This is a genomic window from Lysobacter enzymogenes (assembly GCF_900106525.1).
GTDB lineage: Bacteria > Pseudomonadota > Gammaproteobacteria > Xanthomonadales > Xanthomonadaceae > Lysobacter > Lysobacter enzymogenes.
In genome coordinates this window covers 563,275-580,800 of the sequence record NZ_FNOG01000005.1, presented here as the reverse complement: position 1 = coordinate 580,800, position 17,526 = coordinate 563,275, and the positions used below count along the sequence as shown (strand labels likewise).

Sequence of the window (17,526 nt, the reverse complement as noted above, 5' to 3'; positions counted from 1 at the left end):
GTTCTTTCGAGGTGTCCTCGGGGGTGGCCCGGCGCGTGACCTTAGATCGATAGAAAAACGCGACAGCGAGATTCCGGACCAGGGACGGGTCGTTTTCATTGCAGTCCACTTCCATGGGGAGCACCGCCACGATGAATCAGTCCACCCTCAGACGCAGCGCCCTGACCTGCGCCTTGCTTTCGGCCCTGTGCGCGCCGTTGGCCGCGCAGGCGCAGGCCGCGCAGGCGCCCGACGGCGCCGCCGCCGAACCTGCGGCCGACGCGCCCGCCGAACCGGCCGCCGCCGGCCGCAAGCCCACCGAGATCGACAAGGTCACCGTGACCGGCTCGCGCATCAAGCGCGCCGAGATCGAAGGCCCGGCGCCGGTGTTCACCATCACCGCCGCGCAGATCGAGAAGGAAGGCTTCAACACCGTCTACGACGCGCTGACCACGCTGACCGAAGCGATGGGCACGGTCGAATCCGACATCGCCTGGGGCCAGCACACCGTCAACGCCAGCCCGCTCAACCTGCGCAACATGGGCCCGGGCCGCAGCCTGCTGCTGATCAACGGCCGGCGCGTGGTCGATTACCCGCTGCCGTACCAGGGCAAGAGCAACTTCGCCAACTACAACAACATTCCCACCGCGATCGTCGAGCGCATCGAAGTGCTCGCCAGCGGCGCCTCGGCGATCTACGGCTCCGACGCGGTCGCCGGCGTGATCAACGTGATCTTGAAGAAGGAATACCAGGGCGACCAGATCAAGGTCCGCGGCGGCACCTCCACCCGCGGTGGCCGCGACGCCATCGACCTGTCCTGGGCCGGCGGGCGCAGCGGCGACAACTGGAGCGTCACCTACGCGCTGCAGTACTTCAAGCGCGAGGCGCTGCCGGCCGGCGAGCGCGAATTCATGGATTCGGACTTCGACGCGCCGCCGCTGTCGCTCAATCCGCAGGACCGCGCCGTCGGCATCCTGCCCTCGGTCGGCATCCGCATGTTCAACGCCGGCACCGGCCAGCGCATGCGCCCGCCGGCCGGCGCCTGCGATCAGTACAACGGCGAGTTCTTCCTGCAGAACCGCCGCACCTTCAACCGCAACACCGGCGCGATCGCCGACACCGGCTGGCAGTGCGGGCAGAGCGCGGTGTTCCAGCACTGGACCCTGCGCAACGGCAGCGAAGACCGCTCCGGCTATGTGTACGGCAACTACGACTTCGACAACGGCATGAAGGGCTGGGCCAGCGTCGGCGTGTGGTCCTCGCGCGGCAGCAACATGACCTTCATGCCGGGCTGGAATTCCAACGGCACCTATCGCGACGTCGGCCTCAACGCCGATCTCGACCTGGTCAAGAGCTTCACCCCGCAGGAAATCGGCGGCGCCGAAAGCGGCTACACCCATTCCGACGAGCTGTCGTGGGATGTCGCGGTCGGCCTGAGCGGCAAGTTCGGCTCGCGCTTCGACTGGGACTTCAGCATCGGCCGCGCCGAGTACCGCGTGGACGAGAAATTCCCGGCGATCCTGCGCGCGCAGGCCGACCGCTTCTTCCTCGGCCCGAACCGCGACCGGCTCGACCAGAACCGCTTCTGGAACCCGATCTCGCCGCAGGATTACGCTTCGATCAGCACCCGCGGCAAGAACCGCGCCGAATCGTGGCTGACCTCGGCCAACTTCATCGTCAGCGGCGATCTGTTCGAAGGCTGGGCCGGCCCGATCGGCTTCGCCGGCCAGCTGGAAGCGGCCAAGCAGGGCTACAGCCTGGCGCCGGATCCGAACACGCTCGGCGACAACCCGCTGTACGACCAGACCGCCAACCTCGACCGCGGCTCGGGCTCGCGCAACCACTACGCCGCCGGCGTCGAGTTCAAGATCCCGCTGCACCGCACCCTGACGGCATCCATCGCCGGGCGCTACGACAAGTACGACGCGGTGTCGGGCGACGCCGCCACCACCTACAACGCCGGCCTGGAGTGGCGTCCGTTCTCCAACCTGCTGCTGCGCGGCACCTACGCCACCAGCTTCCGCGCGCCGGACATGCACTTCGTCTACGCGACCCCGAGCACCTCGGTGGCCGACCAGACCGATTACCTGGGCTGCCTGCGCGCCGGGCAGCAGGGCAACTGCACCTGGGAAGCCGGCTTCAAGGTCGAGGACGCCAACATCGCCCGCGAAGGCACGCCGGACTTGAAGTACGAAACCGGCAAGTCGTGGACCGCCGGCTTCGTCTGGGACATCGCCGAGGGCCTGTCGGTGTCGACCGACTACTGGCGGATCGAGCTGGAAGACGAGATCGACGACATCGGCGCCAACGACGTGCTGCTCGACGAGGCCTACTGCCTGACCGGCAAGACCCCGACCGGCGAGCCGCGCATCGGCGCGCCCAGCGCCGACCGTTGCCGCCTGCAGATCGGCCGGGTCACCCGCGGGCCCGATCCGGACGGCGCCGGCCCCTTGCTCGGCCCGGTCACCGACATCCGCACCGGCCCGATCAACCGCGCCGCGCGCAACGTGCAGGGCGTGGATGCCTCGCTGAAGTACCGCTTCAGCACCGCGCGCTGGGGCGATTTCAGCCTCGGCTTGAACTACACCAACCTGCTCAAGCTCGAGACCCGCACCGACAGCAGCGAGCAGATGCAGGACAAGCGCACCGACGAGCCGCGCAGCAAGTTCCGCGGCAGCGTGAACTGGCAGAAGGAGCGCTGGACCGCGACCGTCTACGCCGACCGCGTCGGCAGCGTGCCGAGCGTGCGTTTCCGCGGCTGCCGCGGCTTCGCCGACGGCTATGCGCCCAGCTCGGACAACTGCGTGGACACCGATCCGGCCAGCCCGACCTTCGGCCAGAAGACCGAGAAGTACTGGGGCCGCGTGGGTCCGGCGATCACCTGGAACGTCAGCGCCGGCTACCGCATCACCGACAACGCCCGGGTCAACGTCTACGTCAGCAATCTGTTCGACGAGGTCAACGAAGACAAGGATCCGTACAAGCGCGATTTCGCCTTCATCGCCGACCGCATCTTCAGCCCGGTCGGGCGCGAGATCGCGGTGGAGTACGTGCTGGATCTGAAGTAAGCCAAACGGCCGCGGCGGCGCGCCCGCCGCCGCGGCTTCACCACTACTACGAGGGATAGACCCACGATGGCTCGCACACCGGTTCGGCACACGCGCAATTCGGCATTCACGGCGGCAGCGGCGCTGCGGCCCCTGGCCGCGGCGGTGTGCCTGACCCTGGCGGCCGGCGCGGCCGCGGCCGCGGCGCCGGCGTCGAACGACCCGGTGCGCGAGGTCAACACCTTCATCGGCAGCAAGGACGACGGCAACACGTTCCCGGGCGCCTCGGCGCCGTTCGGCCTGATCCAGGTCAGCCCGATCGGCGAGCACTACAGCGGGTGGCGCTACGACGATCCCAAGATCCGCGGCTTCGGCCACTCCTTCATTTCCGGCGCCGGCTGCTGGGAGCAGGGCGGGCAGCTGTCGGTGCTGCCGACCACCGGCGAGATCGGCCCGGGCAAGCGTTTCGACACCAAGGAACCCAAGTCCTTCGACCACAAGGCCTACGGCTCGGCCTACAGCCACGACGGCGAAGTCGGCCAGGCCGGTTACTACAAGGTGCGTTTGACCGGCGAGGCGGCCGGCCCGATCGAGGCCGAAGCCACCGCGCTGACGCGCGCGGCGGCCGAGCGCTACACCTTCCCAGCCGGCGCCGCGCAAGGCACGATCCTGGTCAACACCGGGCAGGCCAACGAACGCCATCTGGTCGTCGGCAGCACCGTCGAGGTGGTCGGCGACCGCGTGGTCGAAGGCCGCATCACCACCAAGAGCTTCTGCGGCGGCCAGCAATACACCACCTGGTTCCGCATGGAATTCGACCGTCCTTTCGCCAGCCACGGCACCTGGGACGAAACCGGCGGCCATCCGGGCGGCCAGTCGAGCATGCAGGGCGACACCCGTCCGCACGGCGCCTGGTTCACTTTCGACACCTCGAAGAATCGCGCGGTGACCGCGGTCAGCGCGATCTCGCACGTCGACATCGAAGGCGCGCGCCGCAACCTGCGCGACGAGGGCGCGCGCGGCGGCAAGCCGTTGGCATTCGATGCGATGCGCAAGCAGTCGCAGGAGGCCTGGCGCAAGGAACTTAGTTCGGTGCGGGTCAGCGGCGGCAGCGGCGACGACCGCACCGTGTTCTATACCGCGCTCTATCACTCGCTGCTGCAGCCCTTGACCGGCAGCGACAGCGACGGCCGCTACCGCGGTTACGACACCCAGATCCACAAGGCCGACGGCTGGACTTACTACGAGTATTTCTCGCTGTGGGACACCTACCGCTCGCAGAACCAGTTGCTGGCGATGCTGCGGCCGCAGCGCGCGCGCGACATCGGCCAGTCGCTGCTGAAGATCCACGAGCAAAACGGCTGGCTGCCGCGCTGGGGCTATGCCAACTACGACAGCAACGTCATGACCGGCGATCCGGTCACGCCCTTCATGGTCGACCTGTGGCGCTTCGGCGCGCTCGACGGCCGCGAGCAGCAGGCCTACGCCGCGCTGCGCGAAAACGCGTACGGCGTGCCGCCGGCGCTGGTGCGCAGCCAGGGCCGCGCCGGCAATCCGAGCTACCTCAAGGACGGTTTCGTCCAGTACGACCGCGCGTTCCCGGCCAAGAGCATGGACGTGGATCCGCATCACGGCGGTTCGTCCACGCTCGAGTACGCGCTCGGCGATTGCGCGCTGTCGCAGATGGCGCAGGCGCTGGGCAAAAACGACGATGCGGCGACCTTGCGCGAGCGCGGCCGCAACTGGACGAAGGTCTGGGACAAGGACGCGGCCGATCCGGAGCTGGGTTTCCGCGGCTTCCCGCGTCCGCGCGTGGACGGCGGCGCGTTCTACTCCGAGACCGACGGCAGCTACAGCCCGCGCTCGCACCACGGCTTCCACGAGGGCACTGCGTGGCAGTACCAGTGGCTGACCCAGCAGGACGTGCCCGGCGTGGTCGCGGCGATGGGCGGCGCCGAGCAGGCCGGCAAACGTCTGGACGCGTTCTTCGCCTACGACGCGCTGCTGGCCGACCCGAACGGGGCGGCGCGCAAGCAGTGGGTGGTCGGGCCGTACAGCTACTACAACCAGTACCGCTACAACCCCAACAACGAACCCGATCTGCACAGCCCGTGGATGTACACGCTGATCGGCCAGCCGTGGAAGACCGCGACCGTGCTGCGCGCGGCGCAGACGCTGTTCACCAACGCGCCCAACGGCGTCACCGGCAACGACGACCTGGGCACGATGTCGGCCTGGTATCTGTTCAGCGCGATCGGCCTGTACCCGGCGGTGCCGGGCACCGGCGAACTGCTGCTGCACGCGCCGCGCTTCGAGAAAGTCGAGATGGACTTGGGCAACGGCAAGACCCTGCGCATCGAAGCGCCGGGCGCGGACGGCCGCGGCGTGCAGTACGTGCAAGGCGCGAGCTTCGACGGCAAGCCGCAGGACAAGGTGTGGCTGGACTGGAGCGCGCTGCGCGCCGGCGGAACGCTGCGCTTCGACCTCGGCCAGCAGCCGGCCACGGGCGGGTGGGGCACGCAGGCCGCCGCCCTGCCGGTCTCGGCCTGCGCGTCGCCGAAGTGAGATGAGCCGATGAAGCCCTGGACCCTCGACGTTGCCCCCAACCGTCCTCCCCGCGAAAGCGGGGATCCAGGGCTTCACCGCGACACCGCCGCACCGCCGTTGCCGGAGACCGCGCGATGAAACGCACCCTGGCGAAACTGACCCGCGCGCGCCTGCCGCTGGCGTTGTTCGGCCTGGTCGGCGCGGCCGTCGGCCTCGGCCCGGCCGCGAACGCCGCCGAAGAAAGCGCCGCATCGCGCAACGCCGCAACCACGCCCGAACTCGTCCCGCTGCCCGCACGCGTGCAGCCGGGCGAGGGCGCGTTCGCGCTCGACGCCACCACCACGATCTACGCCAACAACGCCGAAGCCCGCGCCGTCGCCCAGTTGCTGCGCGATGAGCTCGCCGCCCAGCAAGGCCTGACCCTGACGCTGCGCAGCGGCGCGCCCAAGCACGGCAAGGGCGAGGACGAACCCTCGCGCTACGTGCAGTTCGTCGCCGAGCCCGCCGTGACCAAGGCCGACGCCGGTGCGAACGAGCGCTACCGGCTGGAAGTGACCGCGCGCGGCATCCGCCTCGCCGGGCCGCCGGCCGGGCTGTTCTACGGCTACCAGACCTTGCGCCAGCTGCTGCCGGCCGCACGCACGGCGCCGCCGCTGCGGGTCGGCGCGACCACCATCGACGACGCGCCGCGCTTTGCCTATCGCGGCATGCATCTCGACGTCGGCCGACACCTGTTCCCGCTGGATTTCATCAAGCGCTACCTCGACCAGATGGCGCGCTACAAGCTCAACACCTTCCACTGGCACCTCACCGACGACCAAGGCTGGCGCCTGGAAATCAAGCGCTATCCGAAACTGACCGGCGTGGGTGCGCAGCGCAAGGAAACCGTGGTCGGCCGCAACATCGATCCCTATGTCGGCGACGGCAAGCCCTATGGCGGCTTCTACACCCAGGAGCAGGCGCGCGAGATCGTCGCCTATGCGCGCGCCCGCCACATCACCGTGATCCCCGAAATCGAAATGCCGGGCCACGCCCTGGCCGCGCTGGCCGCGTACCCGGAACTGGCGTGCACGCCGGGCCCGTTCGAGGTCGGCACCAACTGGGGCGTGTACGACGACATCTTCTGCCCGAAGGAAGCGACCTTCGAGTTCCTGCAGAACGTGCTCGACGAGGTGGTGGCGATCTTCCCCGCGCCCTACCTGCACATCGGCGGCGACGAAGCGCCGAAGACGCGCTGGAAGGCCAGCGCCGAAGCGCAGGCGGTGATGCGCCGCGAAGGGCTGAAGGACGAACACGAGCTGCAGAGTTATTTCATCCGCCGCATGGAGAAGTTCCTGCACACGCGCGGCAAGCGCATCATCGGCTGGGACGAGATCCTCGAAGGCGGGCTGGCGCCGGATGCGACGGTGATGTCCTGGCGCGGCGAGGCCGGCGGCATCGCCGCCGCGCAGCAAGGCCACGACGTGATCATGACCCCGACCCAGTGCTGTTACTTCGACTACGGCCAGGGTCCGGCCGCGCAGGAGCAGTGGAACCTCGGCGGCGAGCTGAGCCTGGACAAGGTCTACGCCTACGACCCGGTGCCGGCGGCGCTGAGCGCGGCGCAGGCGCGGCATGTGCTGGGCGTGCAGGGCAACGTCTGGACCGAACACCTCAAGACCGCGGCGATGGTCGAGTACATGACGTTCCCGCGCCTGCTCGCGCTGGCCGAAGTGGCGTGGACGCCGCAGGCGCAACGCGCCTGGCCGGACTTCCAGCGCCGCCTGGGCGGGCAGTTCGCGCGGCTCGACCGCGACGCGGTCGGCTATCGCATTCCCGCGCCGCGGGGCCTGGAAGACGCGCTGATCGTGCAACAGGGCCAGGCGCACCAGCACCGCCACACGGTGACGCTGAGCCCGGCCGTGCCCGGCGCGACGATCCGCTACACCCTCGACGGCAGCGACCCGGGCGAGGGCGCGCAGGTTTACACCGCGCCGATCGAAGTCGTCCTGGAACTGGACAAGCCGGTGCAACTGCGCACCGTCACCGTGCTCGCCGACGGCCGCCGTAGTGGGGTGCAGGCCGCCACGCTGCGTTATCGCAGTTACCTGCCGGCGAGCGACGCGCCGCAGCCCACCTCCGCCGGATGGGAATATCGCGTGTACGAAGGCCTGTTCGCCAACCTCGACCAGTTCGCCGGCGCGCAGACGCCGGCGGCGCAGGGCGTGGCCGATTCGCTCGACCTGGCCCGCTTCGGCCGCCGCAGCCGTTTCGGCGTGCGCTTCGACGGCTATGTGCGCGCGCCGGCCGACGGCGCGTACCGCTTCGCGCTGCAAGGCGACGACCGCTCGGCGCTGTACATCGACGGCGCGTTGGCGATCGGCAACGACACCTACGACCGCACGATCGAGGCCGTAGTGCCGCTGCGCGCCGGCTGGCACCGCCTGCGCCTGGACTGGTACCAGCGCGAGGGCGGGATGAGCCTGAGCCTGCGCATGGCCGCGCCGAACCAGGATTGGAAGGCGCTGGACGCCGCCGAGGTGAAGCATTGAACGCCGCGCGCGCGGGCGCCCGCGGACGAAGTCGCAGGGATTTTTTTTGCCGTTGATTTAGATCGATCCAAATTAGCCGCACAGCAGCACCACGCAACACCGCCGCGCAGCGCCGGCCGCACCGGCCGCGCACATCACAAAAACATAAACCTGGGCCGTCGATCCGGCCGCGATTGGGAGGGGTAGCCAATGACTCAGCAAAACGACCGCACGCCGCAACGCCGAGGCCACCACGCGCGCCGCGATGCGCTCTGCGCGGCGCTGCTCGCCGCGTTGTATCTGCCGCTGGCGGCGCAGGCGCAGGACGCCGCGCCGACCGGCGAGGCCAAGACGGTGGACAAGATCACCGTGACCGGTTCGCGCATCAAGCGCGCCGAGCTCGAAGGCCCGGCGCCGGTGACGGTGATCACCACCGAGCAGATCAAGCGCGAAGGCTTCGCCAACGTGTACGAGGCGCTGAGCTCGCTGACCGAAGTCACCGGCTCCGTCCAGGCCGACGTCAACAAAGGCCCCACGCCCAACGCCAGCCCGCTGAACCTGCGCAACCTCGGCCCCGGCCGCACCTTGCTGCTGATCGACGGCCGCCGCGTCGCCGATTACCCGCTGCCGTATGAAGGCCGCGGAAACTTCGCCAACTTCAACAACATCCCGATGTCGGCGGTGGAGCGCATCGAAGTGCTCGCCAGCGGCGGTTCGGCGATCTACGGCTCCGACGCGATGGCCGGCGTCATCAACATCATCATGAAGAAGAACTTCAATGGCGATGAGGTGCGCATCAAGGGCGGCACCACCACCCGCGGCGGCGGCGATTCCTACGACCTGTCGTGGACCGGCGGGCGCACCGGCGACAAGTGGAGCGCGACCTACGGCGTGCAGTTCAGCGGCCGCGAAACCATCTTCGCCGGCCAGCGCGGCTTCCTCGCCTCCGATCTGGAACCGGCGGCGACGGTCAAGCCGCTGGTCAACGATCCGTGGCCGTGGGTGTGGGGCGTGGAGCTGATCGACACCGCGTCCAAGCGCCGGGTCACTCCGCCGGCCGGCGCCTGCGACCGCTTCCAGGACCTGCCGCTGCACAACTTCCTCGGCAACGACGGCAACGCGCCCGAGTTCCCCGGCTACAGCTGCTCGCAATCGCGCGGCAACTCGCTGTGGAGCCTGCGCAACGGCTCGGACAACCGCTCCGGCTTCGGCAACTTCAGCTACGACTTCGACAACGGCATGCAGGCCTGGGTCAGCGCCTCGGTCTGGGACAGCACCGGCGAATCGCGCCAGGACGAAGCGCTGCGCTTCGAGCTCAACCGCGGCGGCGCGTTCTACGACCAGAACACCGGCCGCACCTACCAGGCGCGCCGCGCCTTCACCGTGCCGGAAGCGGGCAGCCGCGATCCGTTCCTGTTCGAGACCAAGGAGCGTTCCTGGGATCTGGCCGCCGGCCTGCGCGGCCGCTTCGGCGAGCGCTTCAACTGGGACGCCACGGTCGGCCGCACCGAGTACAAGGTCGACTTCAGCTTCCCGGGCATGCTGCAGAGCGCGGTCGACAGCTATTTCCTCGGCCCGCAGCTGGGCACCAACAACGGCTTGCCGGTGTACGCGCTGGACCAGAACAAGTTCTGGAATCCGATGACGCCGGAGACCTTCCGCCAGCTCACCACGCGCGGCAAGAGCAGCGCCGAGTCGTGGATGAACCAGGCCCAGTTCTCGGTCAACGGCGACCTGTTCGACCTGCCGGCCGGCCCGGTCGGCTTCGCCGGCGTGATCGAAGCCGGTTCGCAGGGCTATCGCCTCACCCCCGATCCGCTGACCTTCGGCGCCAACAAGCTCTACGACCAGCCCGGCGGCACCAACCAGGGCGGCGGCGACCGCAAGCGCTACGCGGTGGGCGTGGAATTCAAGGTGCCGGTGTTCAAGACCCTGGACGTGACCGGCGCCGGCCGTTTCGACCGCTACGACGACGATGCGCGCAAGGAAAGCAACTTCACCTGGAACGCCGGCATCGAGTGGCGGCCGATCGAAAGCCTGCTGGTGCGCGGCGCCTACAACACCACCTTCCGCGCGCCGGACATGCATTACCTGTTCGCCACCAGCGGCACCGGCACTCAGGAAGACTCCGACGTGGCGACCTGCATCAACCGCGGCCTCGGCCCGGATTGCAGCTCGCAGGCGCTGTACTACCGTCACAACATCGCCCGCACCGGCAACCTCAAGCTGGAAAGCGAGACCGGCAAGTCGTGGAGCGCCGGCCTGGTGTGGGACGCGGCCGAAAACCTGTCGTTCAGCGCCGACTACTGGCGCATGACCATCGACAACCAGGTCCGCGATTTCGACATCGCCGACATCCTCGACCTCGAGAGCCAGTGCCGCAACGGCCGCCCGCGCCGCGCCAGCGACCGCATGCAGGTCACCCCGGGCTCGTCGACCTGTTCGGACATCGTCTCGCGCGTGACCCGCAGCGCGCCGGGCACCAACTCCTTCGGCGTGGCCGATCCGAACTATCCGCTCGGCCAGGTGGTGTCGGTGTTCAGCGGCCCGATCAACATCGCCTACCGCGAAGTGGCCGGCGTCGACTTCACCGCGCGCTACAAGATCCCGGCGACCCGCTTCGGCGATTTCAGCTTCCAGTTCAACTACACCAACCAGCTCAAGAACAACGAGCAGCGCGACCCGGGTTCGCCGATGCAGGAGAACCGCGACAAGGAAGTGCGCACCTTCGCCCGCGCCAGCGCCAGCTGGAGCCGCGGCCCGTGGAACGCGACCTTGTTCGCCAACCGCATCGGCCACGTCAACGGCGACAACTACAACGAGTGCGCGCCGATCCTGCCGGGCCAGACCGACACCACCTGCCGCATGGTCGGCAAGCTCAAGGCGCCGGTGTATTTCAACCTGACCGCCGGCTATCAGCTGACCGAGCAGGCGCGGGTCAACCTGTACGTGGACAACCTGTTCGACGAAGCCGACTACAAGGACCCGTACAAGAAGTTCTTCGCCTACGCCAACGAGCGGGTGTTCCAGCGCGTGGGTCGTGAAATCTCGGCCGAATTCGTTTACAAGTTCGACTGAGCGTTCGTCGCATCGAATCGGACGCGCGGGCCGCCCGGGCCCGCGCGGACGGCAGCACCCCGCGGCCGGGCCGGCGCGCATCTCCTCCAGTGATGCGCATCGGTGCGGCGGCGGACCTCCCGGGCAAGGCGGTGTACACCCTCGCGGCCACCCTCGGAATGCGTGCCGCGAGGTCTTGTCCGGAACTCGGAACGGGAGCGCGGGAAGCGCGCTCCCGTCTTTTTCCGGCGCCGCATCCGACTATCGCGGTTGTCGCGCGGATATCGCGCCGACGCCGCAGCGCGGCCGCCGTCGCGGCGCGCGCTCCGAACCGACGACCCAGGTGATCCCATGCCCCAGACCGCACGGCCCTCGTCCTCCTGGCGGATGCTCGCCGCCCTCGCGTTGCTGCTGTGCGTCGCCGCCGTTCAGGCCGCGCCGCTGGACCGCGTCGAACTGCACCAGGGCTGGCAGTTCCGCCTGCTGCCCGACGATCCCGAAGCCGCTGCGCATCGCGACGCCACCCAATGGCGCGGCGCGCAGGTGCCCGGCCACGTCCACACCGACCTGCTCGCCGCGGGCCTGATCGCCGATCCCTATGTCGGCGCGCGCGAAGCGCAGCTGCAATGGATCGGCCTGGCCGGCTGGGAATACCGCACCAGCTTCGATGTCGATGCCGCCACGCTCAAGCGCGCGCGCAACGAGCTGGTGTTCGACGGCCTGGATACCTTCGCCACCGTCACCCTCAACGGCCGCGAGCTGCTGCGCGCCGACAATTCCTTCCGCACCTGGCGCGTGCCGGTCGACGGGCGCCTGCGCGCGCGCGGCAACGAACTGCGGGTGGTGTTCCAGTCGCCGATCCGCAAGCTGCTGCCGCGGGTGTTGGCGATGCCGAACAAGATCGCCGGCAACTACCCCTCGCCGTATGGCGACGAGCCCAAGGACGCGATGACCGGCAACTTCGCGCGCAAGCCCGGCTATCACTACGGCTGGGACTGGGGCCCGCGCTACGTCACCGCCGGGATCTGGCGCGGTGTGCGCCTGGAAAGCTGGGACCGTCTGCGCATCGCCGACCTGCACGTGCAGCCGCGCGCGGTGAGCCGCGAGCGCGCCGAAGGCGAGGTGCAGGTGGAGATCGAAAGCGCTACCGCCGGCGTGGCTACGGTCGATATCGAATACCGCGGCCCCGACGGCGCGCCGGCGACGCTGCGCCAGCCGGCGCGGCTGCGCGCCGGGCGCAACACCGTGGCGGTGCCGCTGGCGATCGAACGCCCGCGGCTGTGGTATCCGGTCGGCTACGGCGAGCAGGCGCTGTATACCTTCAAGGCCACGCTCAGCGACGCCGAGGGTGTGCAGGCGCAGGCCCAGCGCCGCACCGGCCTGCGCCGGGTCGAGATCAAGCGCGAACGCGACGCGAGCGGGCAGGGCTTCGCCTTCGTCGTCAACGGCATCGAGATCTTCGCCAAGGGCGCCAACGCGATTCCCTTCGACGCGTTCCCGGCGCGGGTGACCCGCGAGCGCCTGCGCCGCGACCTGCAGTCCGCGCGCGACGCCAACATGAACATGCTGCGCAACTGGGGCGGCGGCTATTACGAGTCCGACGAGTTCTTCGAGATCGCCGACGAACTCGGGCTGATGGTGTGGCAGGACTTCATGTTCGGCGGCGGCATGCCGCCGGCGTTCGATCCCAAGTTCCGCGCCAACGTCGTCGCCGAGGCCCGCGACAACGTGCGCCGGCTGCGCAACCACCCCAGCATCGTGCTGTGGTGCGGCAACAACGAGGAAGAGACCGCCTGGAAGGACTGGGGCCACGGCAAGAAGCTCAAGGAAGCCGATCCGAAGTTCGCCGAACAAGTCTGGAACGGCTACGTCGCGCTGTTCGGCAAGGACTTGCGCGAAGTGGTTGCGCAGGAAGGCGCGGGCGTGCCGTACTGGTCGAGCTCGCCGAGCAACGACCTGGCCGAGAAGGCCAACGATTCCAACAACGGCGACAAGCACTACTGGGACGTGTGGGGCGGCCCGGCGCTGCCGGCTACGGCTTATCTCGACGAAACCCCGCGCTTCATGTCCGAGTACGGCCTGCAGGGTTGGCCGTCGCTGCGCACCATCGGCGCGTTCGCCAAACCCGAGGAGCAGGGCATCGACGCGCCGGTGATCCGCGCGCACCAGAAGTTCCTCGCCGGCGACGGCAACAGCCGCCTGCTCAAGTACGTGCGCGGCGAATACGGCGAGCCGCGCGATTTCGCCGACTTCGTGTATCTGAGCCAGCAGGTCCAGGCCGAGGGCATCGAACTGGCCGCGCTGCACCACCGCGCCTCGCGCCCGCGCACGATGGGCTCGCTGTACTGGCAGTTGAACGATGTCTGGCCGGGCGCGTCGTGGTCGAGCCTGGACTACTTCGGCCGCTGGAAACCGCTGCACTTCCACGCCAAGCGTTTCTTCGCCGAACTGGCGGTCGCGCCGCTGCGCCGGCCGGGCAAGCGCGAGACCGAGCTGACCTTGATCTCCGACCGCCAGCAAGCGGTGCAGGGCGAGTGGCGGCTGCGGGTGATCGACTTCGCTGGGCGCGTGCGCCACGAGCAGCGAGAGAAGGCGGTGCTGGCGCCGCTGAGCGCGACCCGCGCCGGCCATTGGAGCGACGCCGAACTGCTGCGCGGCGCCGACCCTTCGCGCACCGCGGCGGTGTTCGAGCTGTTCGTCGACGGCCGCGCGGTGTCGCGCAACGTGGTGTATTTCGGCGAATCCAAGACGCTGGCGTGGCAAGACCCGAAGCTGCAGGCGACCCTGCGCCGCGACGGCGCGGGCTACGTGCTCAAGCTGCGCGCCAAGACCCTGGCGCGCGCGGTGTGGATCGACTTCGGCGACCACGACGTCGAGCTGGCCGACAACGCGCTGACTCTGCTGCCGGGCGAGACGGTCGAGATCGCGTTGAAGTCGGCGGCCGACCTGGCCAGCCTGCAGGCCGGCTTGAACCTGCGCTCCTTGTACCGCCGCTGAGGCGGGCGAAGGCGGCGGCGCGATCGCGCCGCCGCTGCGCGCGGGGCGATACCGCGCGCTTGCGGCCGCCGCAACCCGGCGGCCCTGCGCCGGCGCCGTTCGCGCCGCGCTTGCGATCCCAATGCAGTCGACGACGCCGCAGCGCCAGGGTTTGCCTTGCGCCGCGGCCTCGTAGATGCTGCGCGGCAGGACCGCTGACCCCACCGCGCCGGCTCGCGCGTTGACAGCTGCATCGCCCACTACAAAGACGCAACCCGGTGACTTCCCGTCTCCCCGCCACGCTCGCCGGCCTGCTGCTGGCCCTGCCCACCGGCCTGGCCGCGATCGGCCAACCCCACGTCCGCGGCGATGTGACCGCGCCGCCGCCGGCACCGCCGCTGCTGCTCGTGCGCGGCGCGGAAACGCCGATCCGCCTGGAATCGGCGCAGATCGACGCCGAACTCAGCGGCGGCCTGGCCCACACCGCGATCGAACTGGTGTTCCGCAACCCCAACCACCGCGCACTCGAAGGCGAGCTGCAGTTCCCGCTGCGCGACGGCCAGCAGATCGACGGCTTCGCCCTCGACATCGACGGCAAGCTGCGCCCGGCGGTGCCGGTGCCCAAGGACAAGGGCCGCGCGGTGTTCGAGCAGATCGAGCGGCGCGGCGTCGACCCGGCGCTGCTGGAGCGCACCGCCGGCAACCAATTCAAGCTGCGCATCTATCCGATCCCGGCCCAGGGCACGCGCCGGGTGCGGCTGGAACTGCGCGAAGCGCTGCGTCGCGATGGCGGCCGCTGGCGCTTCGAACTGCCGCTGGCCTTCGCCGCCGACGCCGGCCGCTTCGACTTGCAACTGCGCAGCGCCGAGCAGCCGCAGGCCGAAGGGCTCAGCGGCGATGCGCGCATCGACAAGGCCAAGGGCGGCTATCGCCTGAGCCTGGCGCGCGCGCCGGCCGGCGGCGCCTTGGCGCTGAGCGTGCCGGCCGCGGCCAAGCCGCGCACCTACGTCCAGGACTACGCCGGCGAGCGCTATTTCCTCGCCGAAGTGCCGTTGCCCGGTGTCAGCGCGCCGCGTCCGCTGCCGGCGGCGGTCGGCCTGTTGTGGGACAGCTCGGCGTCCGGGCGCAAGCGCGACCACGCCAGCGAGCTGGCCTTGCTCGATCGCTATTTCCGTCGCGCCGGCAACGTCGAGGTGAGCCTGATCCGGCTGCGCGACCGCGCCGAGGCGCCGCGCGCGTTCCGGGTCGCGAACGGCGACTGGTCGGCGTTGCGGCGCGAACTGGACAGCACGGTCTACGACGGCGCCAGCGCCGCCGGCGGCTGGACGCCACGCGCCGATATCGGCGAGTACTTGCTGGTCGGCGACGGCCTATTCAACTTCGGCGCCGAGGGCTTCCCCAAGCTCGGCGCGCAGCAGCGCCTGTACGCGCTCAATTCGGCCGGCGCGAACGCCGACGCCGTGCGCCTGAGCGCGCTGGCGCAGGGCGCGGGCGGGCGGCTGGTGAGCTGGCAGCGCGCCGGCGAGCTCGACCGCGCTGCCGCCGAACTGCTCGAGCAGGGCCCGAGCCTGACCGGCATCGACGCGCTCGGCGCCGATCAGGTGATCGCCGCCGCGTCGTTCGCCCAGGACGGCATGCTGCGCATCGCCGGCCGCCTGCGCGACGGCCGCGCCGAGCTGACCGTGCATCTGCGCGATGGCGACATCGTGCGCACAGAGCGCGTCGCGGTCGACGCCGACTCGGCGCCCAGCGCGTTCCCGGCGCGGTTGTGGGCGAACTGGTCGATCGCCGCGCTGGAGGCCGAGCCCGAGCTCAACCGCGCCGCCATCGCCCGCCTGGGCCAGCGTTTCGGCGTGGTCACCGGCGAAACCTCGCTGATCGTGCTCGACAGCCTCGCCGACTACGTGCGCTACGACATTGCGCCGCCCGACGGCCAGGACGAGTTCCTGCGGCTCAAGGCGGTGCAGGCCGGCGAGCGCGACAGCACCCGCAAGGCGAGTCTGGACCGCGTCGCCGGGCTGTACGCGCGGCGGATCGAATGGTGGCAGCGCGACTGGCCCAAGAGCGCGTTGCCGCCGCCGCCGAAGCCGGCCGGCGCCATCGCCGGCAACGAGCTGGCGCGTCGGCGCGCGCAGAGCGAGCGCTACGCAAGCGACGTCGCCGATGCGGCCGGCGTAGCGCCGGTCGCGGCGATGGCGCCGCCGCCGGCTCCCGCTCCCGTTGCGGAGGCGCAGGCTCTGGCGCTGGAGTCGATCGTGGTGACCGGCAGCCGCATGGACAAGAGCGAAGCCGAGAGCGACGGCGGCGCAGGCGCCCGCCGCGCCACCATCGCCCTGCAACCCTGGCAGCCCGATTCGCCCTACGCCCGCCGCCTGCGCGCCGCGCCGGCCGAGCTGGTCTATCGCCTGTACCTGGACGAGCGCGACTCGCACGCCGCCAGCACCGCGTTCTACCTCGACGTGGCCGACGTGCTGGAAGAAAAGGGCCAGCACGCGCTGGCGCTGCGGGTGCTGTCGAACCTGGCCGAGCTGGACCTGGAGAACCGCCACATCCTGCGCGTGCTCGGCTACCGCCTGCTGCAGGCCAACGAGCCGGCGCTGGCGCTGCCGGTGTTCGAGCGCGTGCTGAGCCTGGCAGAGGAGGAGCCGCAGAGCTTCCGCGACCTCGGCCTGGCCTACGCCGCCGCCGGCCAGTACCAGCGCGCGGTCGACCATCTGTACGAAGTCGCCCAGCGCGACTGGGACGCGCGTTTCCCCGGGATCGAGGAAATCGCCCTGGCCGAGCTCAACGCGATCGCCGCCGCGCACCCGGGCCAGACCGACCTGAGCCGGGTCGACCCGCGCCTGCGTCGCAACCTGCCGCTGGGCCTGCGCGCGGTGCTGAGCTGGGACAGCGACAACTCCGACATGGACCTGTGGGTGACCGACCCCAACGGCGAGAAGTGCTACTACGGCCACAAGCTGACCTATCAGGGCGGCCGCATCACCGACGACTTCACCGGCGGCTACGGCCCGGAGGAGTTCTCGTTGCGCACGCCCAAGCCGGGCAAGTACAAGGTCGAGGCCAACTTCTTCGGCGACCGCCAGCAACTGGTGACCGGCGCGACCACGTTGCAGCTGTGGTTGAGCACCGGTTTCGGTGGGGCGGGGCAGGTCGACCGCAAGGTCACCCTGCGGCTCAAGAACGCCAGGGAAACCGTGCTGGTGGGCGAGTTCGAGGTGAAGTGACCCGCTCCGAGGCGGCGGCGGTGGCCCTTTGTAGGAGCGGCGCAAGCCGCGACTGCGCCACCGCCCGCCGCGTCGGACCTGCGAGGTCCGATCCGCCCGCGAAGGCTACGCCTGCGCGGTCCGCAACGCCCGGCGCGGCGCGGGCTGCGGCCGGTCGCGTCGCTTCGGGCGGCGGCGCGGTCG

At 70.0% G+C, this 17,526-nt stretch carries 6 protein-coding genes; all 6 read left to right on the top strand.

Going from position 1 to position 17,526, the window contains the following annotated elements:
* The first annotated feature begins 131 nt into the window (after positions 1 to 131).
* The 6 genes from BLU84_RS15295 to BLU84_RS15270 all read left to right on the top strand — a co-directional run bounded on the left by BLU84_RS15295 (position 132) and on the right by BLU84_RS15270 (position 17,343).
* Entirely contained in the window at positions 132 to 3,047 is a 2,916-nt protein-coding gene (locus BLU84_RS15295; protein ID WP_074868858.1) for a TonB-dependent receptor plug domain-containing protein, read from the top strand.
* A gap of 66 nt (positions 3,048 to 3,113) precedes the next feature.
* Positions 3,114 to 5,591: a GH92 family glycosyl hydrolase gene (locus BLU84_RS15290; protein ID WP_074868855.1), complete on the top strand. Its 2,478-nt coding sequence runs from the start codon at positions 3,114 to 3,116 to the stop codon at positions 5,589 to 5,591.
* 116 nt (positions 5,592 to 5,707) lie between these two features.
* Positions 5,708 to 8,104 carry a family 20 glycosylhydrolase gene (locus BLU84_RS15285; protein ID WP_074868850.1) on the top strand — a complete coding sequence of 799 codons (2,397 nt, stop codon included), beginning with the start codon at positions 5,708 to 5,710 and terminating at the stop codon, positions 8,102 to 8,104.
* A gap of 189 nt (positions 8,105 to 8,293) precedes the next feature.
* On the top strand, positions 8,294 to 11,161 hold the full coding sequence (locus BLU84_RS15280) for a TonB-dependent receptor plug domain-containing protein (protein WP_083382636.1): 2,868 nt from the start codon (positions 8,294 to 8,296) through the stop codon (positions 11,159 to 11,161).
* A 330-nt stretch (positions 11,162 to 11,491) separates the two neighbouring features.
* Positions 11,492 to 14,137, top strand: a complete 2,646-nt coding sequence (locus BLU84_RS15275) for a beta-mannosidase (RefSeq protein WP_083382634.1) — start codon at positions 11,492 to 11,494, stop codon at positions 14,135 to 14,137.
* Between the two features lie 257 nt (positions 14,138 to 14,394).
* Positions 14,395 to 17,343, top strand: coding sequence for a VIT domain-containing protein (locus tag BLU84_RS15270; protein ID WP_233431151.1), 2,949 nt, complete (start codon positions 14,395 to 14,397; stop codon positions 17,341 to 17,343).
* Positions 17,344 to 17,526: the final 183 nt, after the last annotated feature.